The sequence below is a fragment of the Pseudomonas batumici genome (genome assembly GCF_036585405.1).
In the GTDB taxonomy this organism is placed as follows: domain Bacteria; phylum Pseudomonadota; class Gammaproteobacteria; order Pseudomonadales; family Pseudomonadaceae; genus Aquipseudomonas; species Aquipseudomonas batumici.
Genome location: NZ_CP144470.1, coordinates 47,151 through 63,277, shown reverse-complemented (window position 1 = coordinate 63,277; position 16,127 = coordinate 47,151). Strand labels below are relative to the sequence as shown.

At 60.3% G+C, this 16,127-nt stretch carries 16 protein-coding genes and 1 pseudogene; 13 read left to right on the top strand and 4 right to left on the bottom strand.

Translation table 11 applies throughout. The annotated features are described in order from the left end of the window. Window positions 1-76: 76 nt before the first annotated feature. Window positions 77-1,006 carry a pca operon transcription factor PcaQ gene (gene pcaQ, locus NUH87_RS00280; RefSeq protein ID WP_338524152.1) on the bottom strand — a complete coding sequence of 310 codons (930 nt, stop codon included), beginning with the start codon at window positions 1,004-1,006 and terminating at the stop codon, window positions 77-79. Between the two features lie 32 nt (window positions 1,007-1,038). Then, window positions 1,039-1,908 carry a helix-turn-helix domain-containing protein gene (locus NUH87_RS00275; protein ID WP_338524151.1) on the bottom strand — a complete coding sequence of 290 codons (870 nt, stop codon included), beginning with the start codon at window positions 1,906-1,908 and terminating at the stop codon, window positions 1,039-1,041. A 154-nt stretch (window positions 1,909-2,062) separates the two neighbouring features. On the opposite strand from NUH87_RS00275, the gene pobA reads away from it, so the two are divergent. Beyond that, the gene (gene pobA / locus NUH87_RS00270; RefSeq protein WP_338524150.1) at window positions 2,063-3,247 is read left to right on the top strand and encodes a 4-hydroxybenzoate 3-monooxygenase; all 1,185 of its coding nucleotides are present in this window, start codon (window positions 2,063-2,065) and stop codon (window positions 3,245-3,247) included. Window positions 3,248-3,263: 16 nt separating this feature from the next. Here the strand turns inward: pobA and NUH87_RS00265 are convergent, their stop codons facing one another. Then, window positions 3,264-4,274, bottom strand: a complete 1,011-nt coding sequence (locus tag NUH87_RS00265; protein WP_338524149.1) for an AraC family transcriptional regulator — start codon at window positions 4,272-4,274, stop codon at window positions 3,264-3,266. Window positions 4,275-4,631: 357 nt separating this feature from the next. Between NUH87_RS00265 and antA the strand changes: the two genes are divergently transcribed. The 8 genes from antA (at window position 4,632) to NUH87_RS00225 (ending at window position 12,537) form a co-directional block, all read left to right on the top strand. Then, window positions 4,632-6,035: an anthranilate 1,2-dioxygenase large subunit gene (antA, locus tag NUH87_RS00260; RefSeq protein ID WP_338524148.1), complete on the top strand. Its 1,404-nt coding sequence runs from the start codon at window positions 4,632-4,634 to the stop codon at window positions 6,033-6,035. Window positions 6,036-6,037: 2 nt separating this feature from the next. Next, window positions 6,038-6,529 carry an anthranilate 1,2-dioxygenase small subunit gene (gene antB, locus NUH87_RS00255; protein ID WP_338524147.1) on the top strand — a complete coding sequence of 164 codons (492 nt, stop codon included), beginning with the start codon at window positions 6,038-6,040 and terminating at the stop codon, window positions 6,527-6,529. Window positions 6,530-6,547: 18 nt separating this feature from the next. Next, window positions 6,548-7,579, top strand: a complete 1,032-nt coding sequence (gene antC, locus NUH87_RS00250; RefSeq protein WP_338524146.1) for an anthranilate 1,2-dioxygenase electron transfer component AntC — start codon at window positions 6,548-6,550, stop codon at window positions 7,577-7,579. Between the two features lie 193 nt (window positions 7,580-7,772). Beyond that, complete coding sequence (locus NUH87_RS00245; protein ID WP_338524145.1) at window positions 7,773-8,594, top strand: transporter substrate-binding domain-containing protein; 822 nt, start codon at window positions 7,773-7,775, stop codon at window positions 8,592-8,594. Then, on the top strand, window positions 8,591-9,436 hold the full coding sequence (locus NUH87_RS00240; RefSeq protein ID WP_338524144.1) for an amino acid ABC transporter permease: 846 nt from the start codon (window positions 8,591-8,593) through the stop codon (window positions 9,434-9,436). Before NUH87_RS00245 ends, NUH87_RS00240 begins: the two co-directional genes overlap by 4 nt. Before the next feature lie 35 nt (window positions 9,437-9,471). Beyond that, window positions 9,472-10,857, top strand: a complete 1,386-nt coding sequence (locus NUH87_RS00235) for an LLM class flavin-dependent oxidoreductase (protein ID WP_338524143.1) — start codon at window positions 9,472-9,474, stop codon at window positions 10,855-10,857. Window positions 10,858-10,890: 33 nt separating this feature from the next. Continuing rightward, entirely contained in the window at window positions 10,891-11,751 is an 861-nt protein-coding gene (locus NUH87_RS00230) for an AraC family transcriptional regulator (RefSeq protein WP_338524142.1), read from the top strand. 174 nt (window positions 11,752-11,925) lie between these two features. Continuing rightward, a complete protein-coding gene (locus tag NUH87_RS00225; protein WP_338524141.1) occupies window positions 11,926-12,537 on the top strand; it encodes a LysE family translocator in 612 nt (203 codons plus the stop codon). A gap of 51 nt (window positions 12,538-12,588) precedes the next feature. Here the strand turns inward: NUH87_RS00225 and NUH87_RS00220 are convergent, their stop codons facing one another. Then, a complete protein-coding gene (locus tag NUH87_RS00220; RefSeq protein ID WP_338524140.1) occupies window positions 12,589-13,053 on the bottom strand; it encodes a VOC family protein in 465 nt (154 codons plus the stop codon). Between the two features lie 182 nt (window positions 13,054-13,235). Between NUH87_RS00220 and NUH87_RS00215 the strand changes: the two genes are divergently transcribed. The 4 genes and pseudogenes from NUH87_RS00215 (at window position 13,236) to NUH87_RS00200 (ending at window position 16,120) form a co-directional block, all read left to right on the top strand. After that, window positions 13,236-13,607 (top strand): hypothetical protein, encoded by a 372-nt coding sequence (locus NUH87_RS00215; RefSeq protein WP_338524139.1) that lies wholly within the window; start codon window positions 13,236-13,238, stop codon window positions 13,605-13,607. A gap of 106 nt (window positions 13,608-13,713) precedes the next feature. Then, window positions 13,714-13,824: pseudogene (locus NUH87_RS00210) on the top strand (LysR family transcriptional regulator); the annotation flags it as partial. 234 nt (window positions 13,825-14,058) lie between these two features. Continuing rightward, on the top strand, window positions 14,059-14,940 hold the full coding sequence (gene dapA / locus NUH87_RS00205) for a 4-hydroxy-tetrahydrodipicolinate synthase (RefSeq protein ID WP_338524138.1): 882 nt from the start codon (window positions 14,059-14,061) through the stop codon (window positions 14,938-14,940). 10 nt (window positions 14,941-14,950) lie between these two features. Continuing rightward, a complete protein-coding gene (locus tag NUH87_RS00200; RefSeq protein ID WP_338524137.1) occupies window positions 14,951-16,120 on the top strand; it encodes an iron-containing alcohol dehydrogenase in 1,170 nt (389 codons plus the stop codon). Window positions 16,121-16,127: the final 7 nt, after the last annotated feature.

Genomic DNA, 16,127 nt, shown 5'->3' with positions numbered 1-16,127 from the left:
CAGCCCGTGGCCCCAGTCTCCCCTGATAGAGCCTCCTCCAAAACTGAAAAAACCGACCCTATCCATATCCAGATGGTTATGGATAACGACCTTCGCGATAGTCCTGCCCCACCTCGCGCAGCACCTCCACACACCATTGCGCCGCCAGTGGCATCGGCAGCGCCGGATTGCTGCACAGTCCCACCGAACCACCCGGTTCGCGAATGCCCAACTCCAGCTCCACCAGCTCACCTCGACTCAGGTCCTGCCTGACCGCGTCGAAAGGCGCGACCCAGATCGCCTGGCTGCATTGCACGTAACGCCGGCTCAGGGTCAAGGACAGGGTCTCCAGGCGCTGGCGCGGCGGGCTGATGCCGTGCTGCACGAACAGGCTGTCGGCGAATTGGCGAATCGTCGTCCCCGCCAGCGGCAACACCAGCGGGTAGTCTTCGAGGTTCTTATGGGCCTGTGGGTCGGTCAACAAAGGATGGCCGCTGCGCACCACCAGGGTCATGGATTCGCTGTACAGGTGCTCGAAGGCGAGCCCGAGGATCTGCGGGCTGTCGGTCATGCGCCCGACCACCAGATCCAGCTCCCCCACCCGCAGCCGGGACAGCAGGTAGGCGCTCGGCCCGGTCACCACGCTGACCACCAGCGCGGGATGCCGGGCATGCAACCGGCAGACGACTTCGGGCACCAGCAGGCTTTCCACGGTCGACAGAACCCCGAGCCTCGCGGTGATCGGCTCGTGCTCGCCGGAGCGCAGGCTGTTGACCCCTTCGCGCAGCGCCTGGACGCTGGGACCGGCGTAACGCAGAAAGGCCACCCCGGCCTCGGTCAGCGCCGCACCGCTTTTACTGCGCACGAAGAGGATGGCGGCCAGCAGGGTTTCCAGCTCCTTGAGGGTCTTGGACAGAGCCGGCTGGCTGATCGCCAGTTTGTCCGCGGCACGCGCCAGGCTGCCCTGACGCGCCACTTCGAGAAAACACACCAGATGGCGGAATTTGATTCGGGTATCGATATTCACCGCGGTTCACTGCCTTCGAGGTCTGGCATCCGCTAACGCTGGATACGGAATTGTTTCGGCGACTGCCCCGTGCCGCGCTTGAAAAAGCGCGAGAAGTAGGCCGGTTCGGAAAAGCCCAGGCGGTCGGACACCTGGTTGATGGTCATGGCGGTGTAGACCAGGTCGCGCTTGGCTTCCAGCAGCAGCCGCTGGTTGATCATCTGCAGCGCCGATTGCCCGCAGAGTCGCCGGCACAGGGCATTGAGGTGAGCGGTACTGATCCCCAACGTCGCCGCATAGTGCTCGATGGGCAGATGCTCGCGAAAGTGCCGCTCCAAAGTCCGGGTGAACACCTGCAGATGCTCGCGACCTCGTTCGAGCGGCAGTGCGTCCGGCGACGCCCGCTCCAGGCTACGGCGACTGAGCCAGATGGTCAGAACCGTGATCAAGGATTGCAGCATCGGATCACGGCCGGGTCGGTGCTGGCTGTATTCCTCGGTGATGGCGGAAAACAGCGTGTCCAGATACTGCTGCGCGGAACCGATCGGGTAACAGGCCGCCGTGGTCAACACCGGACTGTTGAGCGAGGCGCCGAGCTGTTCGGCCAAGGGCTGCGCGAGGCTGAGCACGTGGCCTTGAATGTCCTCGGAGAACTTGAAGGTGTGCACGCTCAGCGCAGGCACGACTTGCAGCGAGGCGCAATCGATGGGGTGGATCTCGTCTTCGACTTTCAGTGTCGCCTGCCCCGCCTGCACGTAGAGAAGCTGCACCAGATCGCTGTGCCGATGGGGTTTTATTTCCCAGCCGTGCAGTTGGCTGCGCTCGGGGATCGACTCGCAATGAATCAGATCGGGGGTCGGCCAGGCACCGGTCTCGCCGTAGAGCTTGAACACCGGAACAGGCACCGCGAATGATTTCGACATCTCCCTCCCCCTTGCGACGACCCACGAAAAGTCCATGGAATGCGTCGGATATTGCCTTCATATCCGCCTTTTAGCCACTAAAAATACAGGAGACAAAAACAACAGTGCCCGGCAAGGCTCCAGGCCTTCAGTGGCACCAGACAGGACTCCCCCTATGAAAACCCAAGTCGCGATCATCGGCTGCGGCCCCTCCGGCCTTCTGCTCGGTCAACTGCTGCAGCGTGCCGGCATCGACAACGTTATCGTCGAACGCAAGAATCCCGAGTACATCCTCTCCCGGATTCGTGCCGGTGTGCTGGAACAAGGCATGGTCGATCTGTTGCGCGAAGCGGGGGTCAGCGAGCGCATGGACGCCCACGGCCTGGTGCACGACGGCTTCGAACTGGCCTTCGACGGACGCTGTGAACGCATCGATCTCAAGGCACTGACCGGCGGCAGGACGGTCATGGTCTACGGCCAGACCGAAGTCACCCGTGACTTGATGGAGGCCCGTGCCGCCGCGGGTGCAGTGACGCTTTATGACGCCGAGAACGTGCAGCCCCACGGCATTAAGAGCGACAGTCCTTACCTGACCTTCGAGCGCAACGGCGAGACCGTTCGCCTGGACTGCGACTACATTGCCGGCTGCGACGGCTTCCACGGCGTCTCTCGACAATCGATACCGCAAGAGACGCTGAAGATTTTCGAGCGGGTCTATCCCTTTGGCTGGTTGGGTATCCTGGCCGAGACCCCACCCGTCAGCCACGAACTGATCTACTCCAACCATGAGCGTGGCTTTGCCTTGTGCAGCATGCGCTCGCCGACGCGCACCCGTTATTACGTGCAAGTGGGTGCCGAGGAACAGGTCGAGGACTGGTCGGACGAACGTTTCTGGGAAGAGCTCAAACGCCGTCTGCCGACCACTGTCGCCGAGCAACTGGTCACCGGCCCCTCGATTGAAAAGAGCATCGCGCCCTTGCGCAGCTTCGTCGTCGAGCCCATGCAATATGGCCGCCTGTTCCTGCTCGGCGATGCCGCCCATATCGTCCCGCCCACCGGCGCCAAGGGCCTGAACCTGGCGGCGAGCGATGTCAGCACGCTGTATCGCATCCTGCTCAAGGTGTATGGCGAAGGTCGCACCGATCTGCTGGAGAAGTACTCGTCAATCTGCCTGCGGCGGGTCTGGAAAGCCGAACGTTTCTCCTGGTGGATGACCTCGATCCTGCATCGTTTTCCCGAGACCGACGCCTTCAGCCAGCGTCTGCAGAAGACCGAACTCGATTACTTCACCGACTCGGCGGCCGGACGCAAGACGATTGCGGAGAATTACGTCGGGCTGCCCTATGAAGCCATCGAGTGATGAGATTTGATTAGGCTCATGAGAGTCTGTCACGCCGGGCCTCGACTCGTTGCAGGGTCATGCTCGGCGTCTCATCGAACAACTTGCGGTATTCGCAGGAAAAGCGTCCCAGATGACTGAAGCCCCAGCCCATCGCGATCACCGAGATATTGCGTACCGAGCGGTCCTCGAGGATTTCCTGACGTACGCCCATCAAGCGATATTTCTTCAAGTAGGCCATGGGCGACATTTCGAAGTATCGCTTGAAGTCTTCGAACAACTTGAAACGCGACACCCCGGCGGCGGCCTCGATATCGTCAAGGCTCAGCGCATCACGGGCATGGGCATGGATGAAGTCCTTGGCACGGACCAGGTAGTGCGGCAGCTTCACACCAAGACGCTCGCGTAACTCGGTGGAATAGTTGTGCGGCTGGGACAGGATCAGGCCCTTGAGCAAGGCGCTCTCCAAATCACGATTGAAGAGCAGCTGGCCGTAAAGTTCGCTGCGCTCCATCTCTTCGATGAAGTGCTTGACCGTGCGCCACCAGGAGGCAACAGACCCGCTCACCGCATCCATTTCGGGCTCGAAACACAGGGGCGCACCCAATGGATGCTGCAACAGGTCTTCCAGGGTCTTGCGCATTGCACTGCGGGTGATGACCACCTGCAGCTTGCGACAATCGCCGGTGATGCTCAATTGCTGGCTCTGGTTAGGCGAAACGATAACGCCATGGTCACGATCGGAGCGTAACAGCACACCGCCCCTGCTCAGTTCCTGCTCGCCACTCAACGGCAGGCTCAGGCTGTAGCTGTTGAAGCTGTCGAGGTCCGTGACCCCCACCGTGACATCGGTGCCGTACTCGATGATGCCCAGGGTGGTCGACATCGATTTGAGCACGTTGCCGCTGTGGTGGAATTGAATGCTGTGGGGTTTGCTCGCATGGAGCAGATGGGGACCGCAGATCGTGGACATCCATGAATGCGCGCCGGCCAGATCGAAGTGATCGGCATGGATGTCGCGAAAATGATAGTTGGGCTTGCTACTCATCGGCGCTACTCAACAAGGCTATTTTCGATACGCGCTCTGTCGGCGCGCTGGCTTGTCCGGACGCAAGCTCTGTGCCATCACCGAGTCAAGACAAGCACTCGATGATGTTCCGGATAGTCTTCGACCATCTTACACAACGCGCTGCCTGCGGAGGCTGCCCAGCGAACCGGCGGCTTTGTTTCGTGCATTTACTGTGCGATTACCGGTCACAAAAATGACTCGGACAGTTGAACGCCGCGCAGCGTACACGCACACAAAATTTCCGGATGACCTTCGCCAACTATGTGGATAGACCCAAAGCGCCAGGCCCTCCTCTAATGCAGGTACCGATTCGCCCGATGAAACAGGTACCGACTCATGCATTATTCGAAAAGCGTCGCCCAATGGCAGGCCTTCATCCAGGGTTGCCTGGACTTCCGTCCGGTCGAGGGCATCTACCGTATCGCCCGTGACATGTTCACCGAACCCGAATTGTTCGATCTCGAGATGGAACTGATCTTCGAGAAGAACTGGATCTACGCCTGTCACGAAAGCGAGATCGCCCACAAGCACGACTTCATGACGATGCGTGCCGGTCGCCAGCCACTGATCATCACCCGCGACGGCGAAGGCCGGCTCAACGCCCTGATCAACGCCTGCCAACACCGCGGCACGACCCTGACCCGCGTGGGCAAGGGCAACCAATCGACCTTCACCTGCCCCTTCCACGCCTGGTGCTACAAAAGCGATGGGCGCCTGGTCAAGGTCAAGGCGCCGGGTGAATACCCCGAGGGTTTCGACAAGGCGACCCGCGGCCTGAAAAAAGCCCGTATCGAAAGCTACAAGGGCTTTGTCTTCGTCAGCCTCGATGTCGAGGCCAGCGACAGCCTGGAAGACTACCTGGGCGACGCCAAGGTGTTCTTCGACATGATGGTGGCGCAATCGGCCACCGGCGAGCTGGAAGTGCTGCCCGGCAAGTCTTCCTATACCTATGACGGCAACTGGAAGCTGCAGAACGAAAACGGCCTGGACGGTTATCACGTCAGTACCGTGCACTACAACTACGTCGCCACGGTGCAGCATCGCCAGCAGGTCAACGCCGAGAAAGGCAGCGCCAGCGGCGATACCCTGGACTACAGCAAGCTGGGCGCCGGCGATGCCGAAACCGACGACGGCTGGTTCTCCTTCCACAACGGTCACAGTGTGCTGTTCAGCGATATGCCGAACCCGGCGGTACGCCCCGGTTACGCCAGCATCATGCCGCGCCTGGTCGAGGAATATGGCCAGGACAAGGCCGAGTGGATGATGCATCGCCTGCGCAACCTGAACGTCTACCCCAGCATGTTTTTCCTCGACCAGATCAGTTCGCAGTTGCGGATCATCCGTCCGCTGGCCTGGAACAAGACCGAGATCCACAGCTTCTGCCTGGGGGTCAAGGGCGAATCCGACAGCGATCGCGAAAACCGTATCCGCCAGTTCGAAGACTTCTTCAATGTCTCCGGCCTCGGTACTCCCGATGACCTGGTGGAATTCCGTGAAGCCCAGCGTGGCTTCCAGGCCCGTCTGGAGCGCTGGAGCGACATCTCGCGCGGCCATGACAAATGGGTCACAGGTCCGACCCGCAACAGTGAAACCCTGGGCATCCAACCGGCCCTGACCGGAACCGAATTCACCCACGAAGGGCTCTACGTCAACCAGCACGGCAACTGGCAGCGCTTCCTGCTCGAAGGGCTGGCGCGCAAGGCCGCCGAAGAGCAACCCCTGAAACTGCGCGAGGTGTAAGCATGAATTCGCAACTGCAATACCGTGTTGAACAATTTTGCTACCGCAAGGCCGAACTGTGCGATGCCCAGGACTGGGACGCCTACCTCGACCTGTTCAGCGAGGACAGCGAGTTCCACCTGCCGCAATGGGATTCGGAGCACGTCTACACCACTGACCCGAAGAAGGGCATGTCGTTGATCTACTACGCCAACCGGGGCGGCCTGGAGGATCGGGTATTCCGCTTGCGCACCGGCAAGGCCGCCTCGACCATCCCGATGCCGCGCACCCTGCACATGGTCAGCAATATCCGCATCGCGGCGCTGGAGAACGACGAACTGGAGGTCAGGCTCAACTGGCAGACGCTGTACTACCGCATGGCCACCTCCGAGCAATTCTACGGTTACGCCACCTACCGCATGCGGCCTGACGGCGAGAGCTGGAAGATTGCCCGCAAGCATGTGGTCCTGCTCAACGACACGATCAATTCGGTGCTCGACTTCTACCATTTGTAAGCCACGGAGTACGTTGCCATGAACCACAAGGTGGCTTTCAACTTTGCCGATGGCAAGACCGCGTTCTTCGAGGTCAAGCCCAACGAATTATTGCTCGACGCCGCCCTGCGCAACGGCGTGAACATTCCCCTGGATTGTCGCGAAGGCGTCTGCGGTACTTGCCAGGGACGCTGCGAAACAGGCCGGTATACGCAAGACTATGTCGACGACGAGCTGTTCAGCGAAAGCGACCTGGCGCAAGGCAAGATGCTGTCGTGCCAGACGCGCGTGCAGTCCGCGGCGTCCTTCTACTTCGACTTCGATTCAAGCCTGTGCAACGCCGGCGCCACCCAGCTCATGCACGCCGTCATCACCCGGGTTGAACAGGTTTCCAGCACCACCGCGATCCTGCATCTCGACGCCAGTGCCAGCGAGCGGCTGTTGGACTTCCTGCCCGGTCAATACGCGCGCCTGAAAGTACCCGGCACCGATGCCTGGCGCTCCTACTCGTTCGCCAACCGGCCCAACCCGGGCAATCAGCTGCAGTTCCTTATCCGACTGCTGCCGGATGGCGTGATGAGTAATTTTGTCCGCGAGCGTTGTGAGGTCGGGCAAGCGCTGGAGTTCGAGGCCCCACTGGGCAGTTTCTATCTCAGGCAGGTCAACAAGCCACTGGTGATGGTGGCCGGCGGCACGGGTCTGTCAGCGTTTCTCGGCATGCTCGACGAGATGGCCGACCGGGGCGGATGTGATCAACCGGTCCAGTTGTTCTATGGCGTCACCCAGGACACGGACCTGTGTGAATTGAATCGCCTGGCGGAGTATCGAACGCGCATCGAAGGTTTCGAGTATCACCTGGTGGTCAGCCAGCCGTCCTCCGCATGGCAAGGCAAGACCGGATGGATTCCCCAACACTTCGACCGCCAGACGATGAACGCCAACCCGTTCGACATCTACCTGTGCGGCCCTCCGCCCATGGTGGAAGCCGTCAAGACCTGGTTCACCGAACAGCGTATCGACGGCTTCCATATGTATTACGAGAAGTTCATCGACAGCAACTCAGGGGCCTGAGGCAAAAAAGCAGATAGCGGGCCCTGGTGTTGGCTGACACCAGGGCCTCCAAGGCATTGGCCAGCGGGCTGACAGAGGCGACTCGGGATATAGCCCGATGCAAGCTTGTTATTCTATTTAATTAGTATAAATAGATTTTATAGTACGTTTAAATCTATGCATTCTTCTTAAATAACCGCCTGAGTACTCGCCTTTGAAAAAATCAGCCCTTCTACCGCTTGGTCTCGCATTGCTTGCTACCTGCTCGACCGCACTCGCCGGCTCCACACTTGATCGAGTGACCGCGAAAGGCGAGCTTACCGGCGTCTTGATGGAGAACTATCCGCCCTTCTCCTTTCTTAACGCGCAAAACCAACTGGACGGTTTCGACGTCGATGTCGCCAAGGCCGTGGCCCAGCGCCTTGGGGTAAAACTCAAGCTGGAAACCCCGTCCTGGGACGTGATTGCCGCCGGCCGCTGGAGTGGGCGCTATGACATCTGCGTCTGCTCGATGACCCCCAGCAAAGCGCGCGCCGAAGTGTTCGACTTCCCGGTGGAGTACTACCAGTCGCCGGCGGTCATCGTGGTGAACACCCAGAACAAGGACATCACCTCGGGCAAGGACCTGTCGGGCAAGAAAGTCGGCGTGATCAGCGCCTCCACCTACGAAGCCTACTTGAACAAGGACCTGGTGATCGAGGGTGCCGAGGACAAGCCCCTGAAGTACCCATTCGATCAGGTCCAGGTGGCGCCCTATGACAATGAAACGGTGGCCTTCCAGGACCTCGCCCTGGGGAACGGCGTGCGCCTCGATGCCATGGTCACCAACCTCGTCACCGCCCGTGAACGCATTGCCCAGGACCCTCGCTTCAAGATCGTCGGCGAGACGTTGTATGCCGAACCCAACGTCGCGGCCATCGAAAAAGGCGATGGCGAATGGAACGCCAAGGTCACTCAGGTGGTTGCCCAGCTCAAGGCCGATGGCACGCTCGGCAAGATTTCGCAGAAGTGGATCGGTGCCGATATCAGCCAATGAGCACCTTCGAACCCAACCCGATACAGGTGGCCTCGGCACCCGACACCCAGCCGCGTCGCTGGCGCCATCTGCTCAGTTTCCGGGCCCGACTTTATCTGACCTGGGCGATCATGCTCGGGCTGTGCACGCTGTTTTTCATGAGCTTCGACCTGAAGTTCTCGATCATTCTGGACAAGTGGCCGAACCTGGTCGGCCTGCGCCTGGGGCCAAACGGTTTTCTGCAGGGCGCCGCACTGACGCTGTTCCTGTGCTTCTGCTCGATCTGGCTGTCACTGTTTCTGGGTTTCGTCACGGCACTGGCGCGCCTGTCATCCAGCGCGGTGGCATTCGGCGTGGCCAGTTTCTACGCCTCGTTCTTTCGCGGTACACCGCTGCTGATCCAGATATTGCTGATCTATCTGGGGCTACCGCAACTGGGTGTGGTCCCCGGGGCCATCAGCGCCGGCATTCTTGCGCTCTCCCTGAACTATGGGGCCTACCTCAGCGAGATCTTTCGTGCCGGCATCATGGCCGTGGCGCCCGGTCAGCGTGAAGCGGCAGCCGCCCTGGGCCTGCGACCCGCGGCGATCTTTGTGCGCATCGTCCTGCCGCAAGCGATGCGCACGATCATTCCGCCGACCACCAGCCAGTTCATTTCGATGCTCAAGGACTCGTCATTAGTTTCGGTCATGGGCGTCTGGGAAGTGATGTTCCTGGCGCAATCGTATGGCCGGTCGTCTTATCGCTATATCGAAATGCTCACCACCGCGGCCGTCATCTATTGGCTGCTCTCCATCGGCCTGGAGTTGATCCAGGTGCGCCTTGAGCGGCACTACGGCAAAGGCTTCAAGAACCCACGCTGAGCCCACCCCTTCAACGACTTCATTCAGGAACGAAGATGTCTGATCCAAAACCTCTATTATTTGCCCTCTACGAACAAGCCAGTGTCGGCTGCGGCGGTGCGCCGAGCCTCTGGACGCACCCGGCTGACGAGCGCCTGGCAATCAACTCGCTGGGCTACTGGTCGAACCTGGCACGCATTGCCGACCAGGCCAACCTCGACATGCTGTTCTTCGGCGATGTGCTGGGTTTCTACGACGTGTTTGGCGGCAATGCCGACGCGGCGGTGAAATGGGCGGTGGAAGCGCCGGCCAACGACCCGCTGATGATCATTCCGGCCCTGGCCGCGGTCACCGAAAATCTGGCATTCGGCGTCACGGTCACCACCAGCTACGAACACCCCTTCACCCACGCCCGGCGTTTCAGCACCCTGGATCACCTGACCAACGGCCGCGTGGGCTGGAACATCGTGACCTCCTATCTGTCCAGCGCCGCCCGTAATTTCGGCCTTGAACAGATGATCAAACACGATGACCGCTATGAACGCGCCGAAGAGTTTCTCGATGTGGTGTACAAGCTCTGGGAAGGCAGTTGGGCCAATGACGCCGTGGTGGCTGACAAGACCCGTCACCTGTATGCCCGAGGTGACCGGGTACGGCCGATCAATCATGTTGGCGAGCATTATCGAGTGGCCGGACCGCATCTGACCTCACCGTCGCCACAGCGCACTCCCCTGCTGATCCAGGCCGGCTGGTCGGGTCGTGGTCGCGAGTTTGCCGCCAAGCACGCCGAGCTGATCTTCATCGCCAAATCCAACCCTATGGAAATCCGCCAAGGCCTGGAAGATATATGGGCCAAGGCCCAGGCCCGCGGCCGTCAGCGCGAGGATGTGCGGTCCCTGACCGTGCTGCGCATTGTCACCGCCAGAACCGAGATCGAAGCCCAGCGCAAATATGACGTTCTGCAAAGCAACTACCATCTCCAGGCGCAACTGGTCAGTTACGCGGGCGATACCGGCATCGATATCAGCCGCTATGCCGACAGCGAGGCACTGTCGACCCACACCGAAGGCTTGACCTCCTATGTCATGCACCCCGATGGCAGTGGCAAGCCCTTGACCGCGGGCGATGTGAAGCAACGTTTTGCCAAGGTCACCCGCGGCAGCGACCTGATCCTGGTCGGCACCCCACAGCAGGTCGTGGATCGGATCGAAGAACACGCCCGTCTCTCCGGCACCAGCGGCTACATGATCAATCCGTTGATCAGTCCCGGCTCACTGGAGGATTTCGTGGAGTTGATCATTCCCGAACTGCGCAAGCGCGGCCTTTACAGAACCCAGCCGCACAGTGGAACCTTCCGCTCACGGCTGCGAGCGGACGGCGCCAGCCATTTGCCGGAATCCGCTTATGGAGCCTCATTCCGTTTCGGTGATACACCAGGCTGATCCTGGCACAGCGATAAACCTGCCGCTGCGATCATGCCGCTGATTAAACTTGGGAAAGATCAGGCGACTGCAGTTCGAGAGCATATGACGGGTAAACACTTCAGAGTGATTCGCTGCATAAGCGATGGCGTGGAGGCCGTGGAGGCGGAAACCGACCGGGCCTTCGGGCGCCATATGCATGAGCACTTCGGTATTGGACTGATCTCACGCGGCGCCCAGCAGTCGGCGAGCGGTCGCGGCAGGGTTGAGGCCATGGCCGGTGATGTCATCACCGTCAATCCTGGCGAGGTCCACGACGGCATCCCGATCGGAGACGGGGGCCGGCGCTGGCACATGCTGTATTTCGATCCCAAGTGGGTCTCGGCGACTTTCGAGGAGATGGCGGAGAATGCAGGTATCCCGGCTCATGAATTCGCCTTTCCGGTCATTCGCGATACCCGAGCGGCGGACTCCTTTCGAGCCCTTTACCTGGCCATGGTCGACAACGGGGGCACACCGGGCTCGTTGGAAGTGGACGAAACGCTGCTTTGTCTGTTCGATCACCTGTTGGAGCGAAAAAGCCCTGCATCGCGATCATGCAGCGCACGGATCACGCACGCGCAGGCCATGATCGACGACGACCCATTGGCATCATTGTCGCTGTCGATGCTGGCGAAAGAGACTGAACTCAGCCGGTTCCAACTCGTGCGCGCCTTTGCGCGCCAGACCGGACTCACCCCCCATGCTTATCTGTTGCAGCGGCGTATCCAGCTGGCGCGGCGCCTGATCGCTGCCGGAACTCCGCTGGCCGAAGCGGCGGCAGCCAGCGGCTTTGCCGACCAGAGCCATATGACACGACTGTTCGTGCGCAGCTTCGGTTTTTCGCCAGGGGCCTACGCGAAGAAGAGGCGCTGACGCGATCGACCAGCCGCTGCAATTTCGTTCAAGAGCGAGATCCATCCGACCGCCAGACTGATGCAGTCACTGTTGATCGGAGAACCCGCCCATGAAATCTGGCTATACCCCTTCCACTCGCTACAACTCTCCTGCCCTGCCCAGCAGAGCGCGCCACGTCGAGGTCGGAATCGAATGACACTCGAATTTCTCATCACATCACTGATCGTCGTCGCCTCGCCGGGAACCGGCGTGGTCTACACCCTGGCCGCCGGGCTCTCCCACGGGCGGCGAGCCAGTGCGGTCGCCGCCTTCGGCTGCACCCTGGGTATCCTGCCACACATGCTGGCGGCGATCACCGGCCTGGCTGCCTTGCTGCATGCCAGTGCGCTGGCGTTCGAGATCATCAAATACCTGGGGGTTGCCTACCTGATCTGGATGGCCTGGAGCACGCTTGGGGAACAGGGTGCGCTGCGGATCGAGCCGGATGCCGCGCCTCGCTCGAACGGCCAGGTGATCCTGTCCGGCATCCTGATCAACCTGCTCAACCCCAAACTCTCGATCTTCTTCCTCGCCTTCCTGCCACAGTTCGTCACGTCCGATGGCGCGTCCGCGGTACCGGGCATGCTGCAATTGAGCCTGGGGTTCATGGCGATCACCTTCGCGGTTTTCCTGCTCTATGGTGTGTTCGCCGCCTCGATGCGCCGTCATGTGCTCTCGAGCCCGGCCGTGCTGCGCTGGATGCGTCGCGGTTTCTGTGTCGCCTTCCTGGCCCTTGGGGCCAAGCTCGCCTTCATGCACACATAAACAGAAATGGATCGCCTATTGTCTGTTCGGTTTCTCCTGGGTTCTTTCTGGTCATGCGCTCGTGGAAAAGGCGTCCTGGATGAACTGCTCCAACTCACGCTCTTCGAGCAACTCGATGGAGAAGTGTCCAAAGCGCTTGGGTAGCCAGATGATCCGTACGCCACTGGGCGATTGAAGGGCTTCGCGGGAAAGAGGCCTTCCGTTCTCATCCTCCGGCTGCACGCCGACGGCGACCAACTCGTCATAAGCCACCTCGATATCGGGTGTGGAGTAGCAGTGACGGTAGATCGTGCCCTCGCCGTTGGCGTCCATGAGGTCTCGCAGGTTCCCTGCGATGGGTTGGACCAGCATCACGCGCTCTGTTCCGAACATGACAATCGCATATCGCACATGGAGACCGTCGCGCTCCCAGGTAAACGACTTCGAGATCCTGGCGCTGAAGACCTTGGCGTAGTAGGAACAGGCCACCTCAAGGTTTTCGACCAGAACATCCACATGGCTGAACTTCAAGTCCATTATTCTTACCCTGTCGGATGGACCAGCCAAGACCCGGGGCTGGTCCGATGTTTATAAAAGCTGCCTTGGCGGCAGTGCGCAGTGGCCTGGAAAAGAAAAGCAAACCCTTCATCCAGAAGCCGTTGACGCCACCTGCTTGCAGGCGCTGAATTCTCCTGTAGTCACCGCGGGGAGGACACCGTATGTCTAAGATAAAGATCTTGGCAGGAGATTTCCTTGATGGCCATGCAGAACATGAGGGGGGTTACATCATAGTAGAAACGGCTCTATACCCTTGGCCAGGGTTGAAGCTCCCCACCTCGGAAATTGCCGATATCAGGGCGGTCAGTGAGGCTTCACATCAGGGTATGCGAGGCACGATGAGCCTTAGCCTGGCAGGAGCAATGGTGCTTGGCCCGGTTGGCGCGATTGCAGGCCTGATGCTTGCCGACGAAGAGAAAGAGGTCACCTTTTCGCTGGACTTCAGAGATGGCAGATCGCTTCTTTGCGTGACCGACGGGCGTACTTATCGAGACATCGAAGCCGCTGCGGACAAGCACGCGTTCTTCAAATGACTCAGATCGCAAAGCGGCAGCAACCCTACACAGCTCAAGCCCGACTCCGCGTCGGGCTTGAGCTGTGTAGGGTTGCCTAAGCGCTGAACGGGATCTCGTCCCGGATCGCACCTATTCCCACTCGGCCTACCCACCTTTCAATGAACTGCTGAGCGGCATGCTCCGCCCTGCCCGTGTCGCCCCGCAATACGTGCTATGGCTCGGCGCCTCACTGACCGATAGCGGTGCCTGGATGAGCAGCCCACCGGCACACCCCCTGGCGCCTGGCGCCTGGCGCCAGGCGCCTGGCGCCTGGCGCCTGGCGCCTGGCAAAAAATGATCGATTCGATCAAAAACAAACAATAACGCTCACAGAAATAATTTAAGTGATTTTTTTAGTCATTTTTCACTTGCCATTTATGATCGAATCGATCACTCTCATTCCAATTACAACAAAACAAGAGCGCCCTTCATGAAATTCCACGGCATCGTTCCCGCCTTAGTCACCCCGTTTACCGCCGACCAGCGCCTGGACGAAAAAGCCTTGCGCGGCCTGGTCGAAAGCCTGATCGAAGCCGGTGTTCATGGCCTCTTCGTGCTAGGCACCAACGGCGAGTTTTTCGCCCTGTCCGACGAAGAAAAACTCGAAATCACCCGCATCACCATCGACGCCTCGGCGGGCCGCTTGCCCGTCATGGTCGGTACCGGGGCGTTCAGCACCCGCGAAGTGATTGAAATGAACAAACGCGTCGAAGGCATGGGCGCCGACGCGTTGTCCGTCATCACCCCGTACTTCAATGCCGTCAGCCAATCGGAACTGATCAAGCATTACGAGGCCATCGGTGACGCCACCTCGCTCCCGGTGATGATGTACAACATTCCAGCCAAGACCGGCATGTCCATCGGCCTCGGCGCCGTGGCCACCTTGTCCAAGCACCCACAGATCAAGGGCATCAAGGACAGCGCCGGCAACTTCGACAACCTGGTGCAGATGATCAAATACCGCAGCGACGACTTCGCGGTCTTCGCCGGTACCGACTCCCTGATCTACTGGAACCTGCTCGCCGGTGGTGACGGTGCCGTGGCCGCCACCGCCAACGCCGTGCCGCATGTGGTCATGTCCATCTGGAACAACTTCCAGGCCGGCAACCATGAGGCCGCCAAGGCCGCTCAGGAACTGCTGCGTCCGCTGCGCGATGCCTTCGCGATGGGCACCATGCCCTCGGTGCTGAAAAAAGCCACCGAACTGTTGAACGTGCCGGTCGGTCCCTGCCGCGCCCCGGTCGAGCCCCTTGATCCGGCGGCCGTTCAGAAACTCGCAGAGCTGCTGGCTGTTTATCGCCACACCGCCTGAGGGGGCTGACATGACCGCGATCCATCACTTCCAAACCGTCAAGAACATCATCCATGGCCCTGGCAGCCTGGAGCAGTTGGGCGACAAGCTGTATCTACTGGATGTTCCGCTCAAACAGGTCGTCCTGGTCACCCAGAACGCCATGCACCGTCTCGGTGTCACCGACAAGATCAAGGCGCAGTTCGCCAGGCGTGGCATCGCCGTACATATGATCGATAACGTCGAAATCGAGCCGACCCTGGAAAACATCGAACGGGTCTTTCGCGAGGACGTGGCCCCGTTTGCACCGGACGCGCTGATCGCCGTGGGCGGCGGTAGCGTGCTTGATGCGGCCAAGCTGTTCGCGGTGATGCTGACCAACGACACCCCGCTCAAGGAGATGCTCGGGATCGACAAGGTCAGCAACCCGGGCAAGCCGATGGTGCTGGTTCCGACCACCTCGGGCACAGGCTCCGAGGTCACGCCCAACGCCATCGTCACCCTCCCCGATGAAGAGCTGAAGATCGGTGTCGTCAGCCGTCACCTGTTGCCAACCCTGGTCATCCTCGACCCCTTGCTGACCCTGAGCCTGCCCAAGGCAATCACCGCCGCGACCGGCATGGATGCCTTCACCCATTCGCTGGAGTCGTTCATTTCCACCAAGGCCAATCCGCTCAGCGACACCTTTGCCCTGGAATCCATGCGGTTGATCGCCGGCAGCATCGTCGAGGCCTATCAGCAGCCCGACTCGGTACGAGCCCGTGGCGATATGCTGCTGGGGTCGATGTATGGCGGCCTGGCCCTGACCGGTGCCGGCACCGCCGCCGTGCATGCCCTGGCCTATCCGCTGGGCGGCAAGTTCCATGTCACCCATGGCGTCGCCAATGCGATGCTGTTGCCCCATGTCATGGCTTTCAACCTGGACAGCTGCGCCGCCCGTCTCAAGCGCGCCGCCTGTGTCTGTGGCGTGGCCCTGGAAAGCGATAGCGACGAAGTGGCCGCCGACAAACTGATCGAGCAGATCCACACCTGGACAGCGATCCTGAACATCCCGCAGAACCTGCGCGAATTCAACGTGGCGGAAGAACATCTGGCGGAAATGGCGGTGGCCGCGTCCAAGGTGACGCGCTTGATGGCCAACAACCCCAAGGCCCTCAGCCTCGAGGATATCCAGCAACTTTATCGGCGCCTGCTGCCATGAGCACCGC

Coding starts and splice junctions, on each gene's coding strand:
- NUH87_RS00275 (WP_338524151.1), bottom strand. CDS start 1,908: ATGTCGAAATCATTCGCGGTGCCTGTTCCGGTGTTCAAGCTCTACGGC.
- pobA (WP_338524150.1), top strand. CDS start 2,063: ATGAAAACCCAAGTCGCGATCATCGGCTGCGGCCCCTCCGGCCTTCTG.
- NUH87_RS00265 (WP_338524149.1), bottom strand. CDS start 4,274: ATGAGTAGCAAGCCCAACTATCATTTTCGCGACATCCATGCCGATCAC.
- antA (WP_338524148.1), top strand. CDS start 4,632: ATGCATTATTCGAAAAGCGTCGCCCAATGGCAGGCCTTCATCCAGGGT.
- antB (WP_338524147.1), top strand. CDS start 6,038: ATGAATTCGCAACTGCAATACCGTGTTGAACAATTTTGCTACCGCAAG.
- antC (WP_338524146.1), top strand. CDS start 6,548: ATGAACCACAAGGTGGCTTTCAACTTTGCCGATGGCAAGACCGCGTTC.
- NUH87_RS00240 (WP_338524144.1), top strand. CDS start 8,591: ATGAGCACCTTCGAACCCAACCCGATACAGGTGGCCTCGGCACCCGAC.
- NUH87_RS00235 (WP_338524143.1), top strand. CDS start 9,472: ATGTCTGATCCAAAACCTCTATTATTTGCCCTCTACGAACAAGCCAGT.
- NUH87_RS00230 (WP_338524142.1), top strand. CDS start 10,891: ATGCCGCTGATTAAACTTGGGAAAGATCAGGCGACTGCAGTTCGAGAG.
- NUH87_RS00225 (WP_338524141.1), top strand. CDS start 11,926: ATGACACTCGAATTTCTCATCACATCACTGATCGTCGTCGCCTCGCCG.
- NUH87_RS00220 (WP_338524140.1), bottom strand. CDS start 13,053: ATGGACTTGAAGTTCAGCCATGTGGATGTTCTGGTCGAAAACCTTGAG.
- NUH87_RS00215 (WP_338524139.1), top strand. CDS start 13,236: ATGTCTAAGATAAAGATCTTGGCAGGAGATTTCCTTGATGGCCATGCA.
- dapA (WP_338524138.1), top strand. CDS start 14,059: ATGAAATTCCACGGCATCGTTCCCGCCTTAGTCACCCCGTTTACCGCC.
- NUH87_RS00200 (WP_338524137.1), top strand. CDS start 14,951: ATGACCGCGATCCATCACTTCCAAACCGTCAAGAACATCATCCATGGC.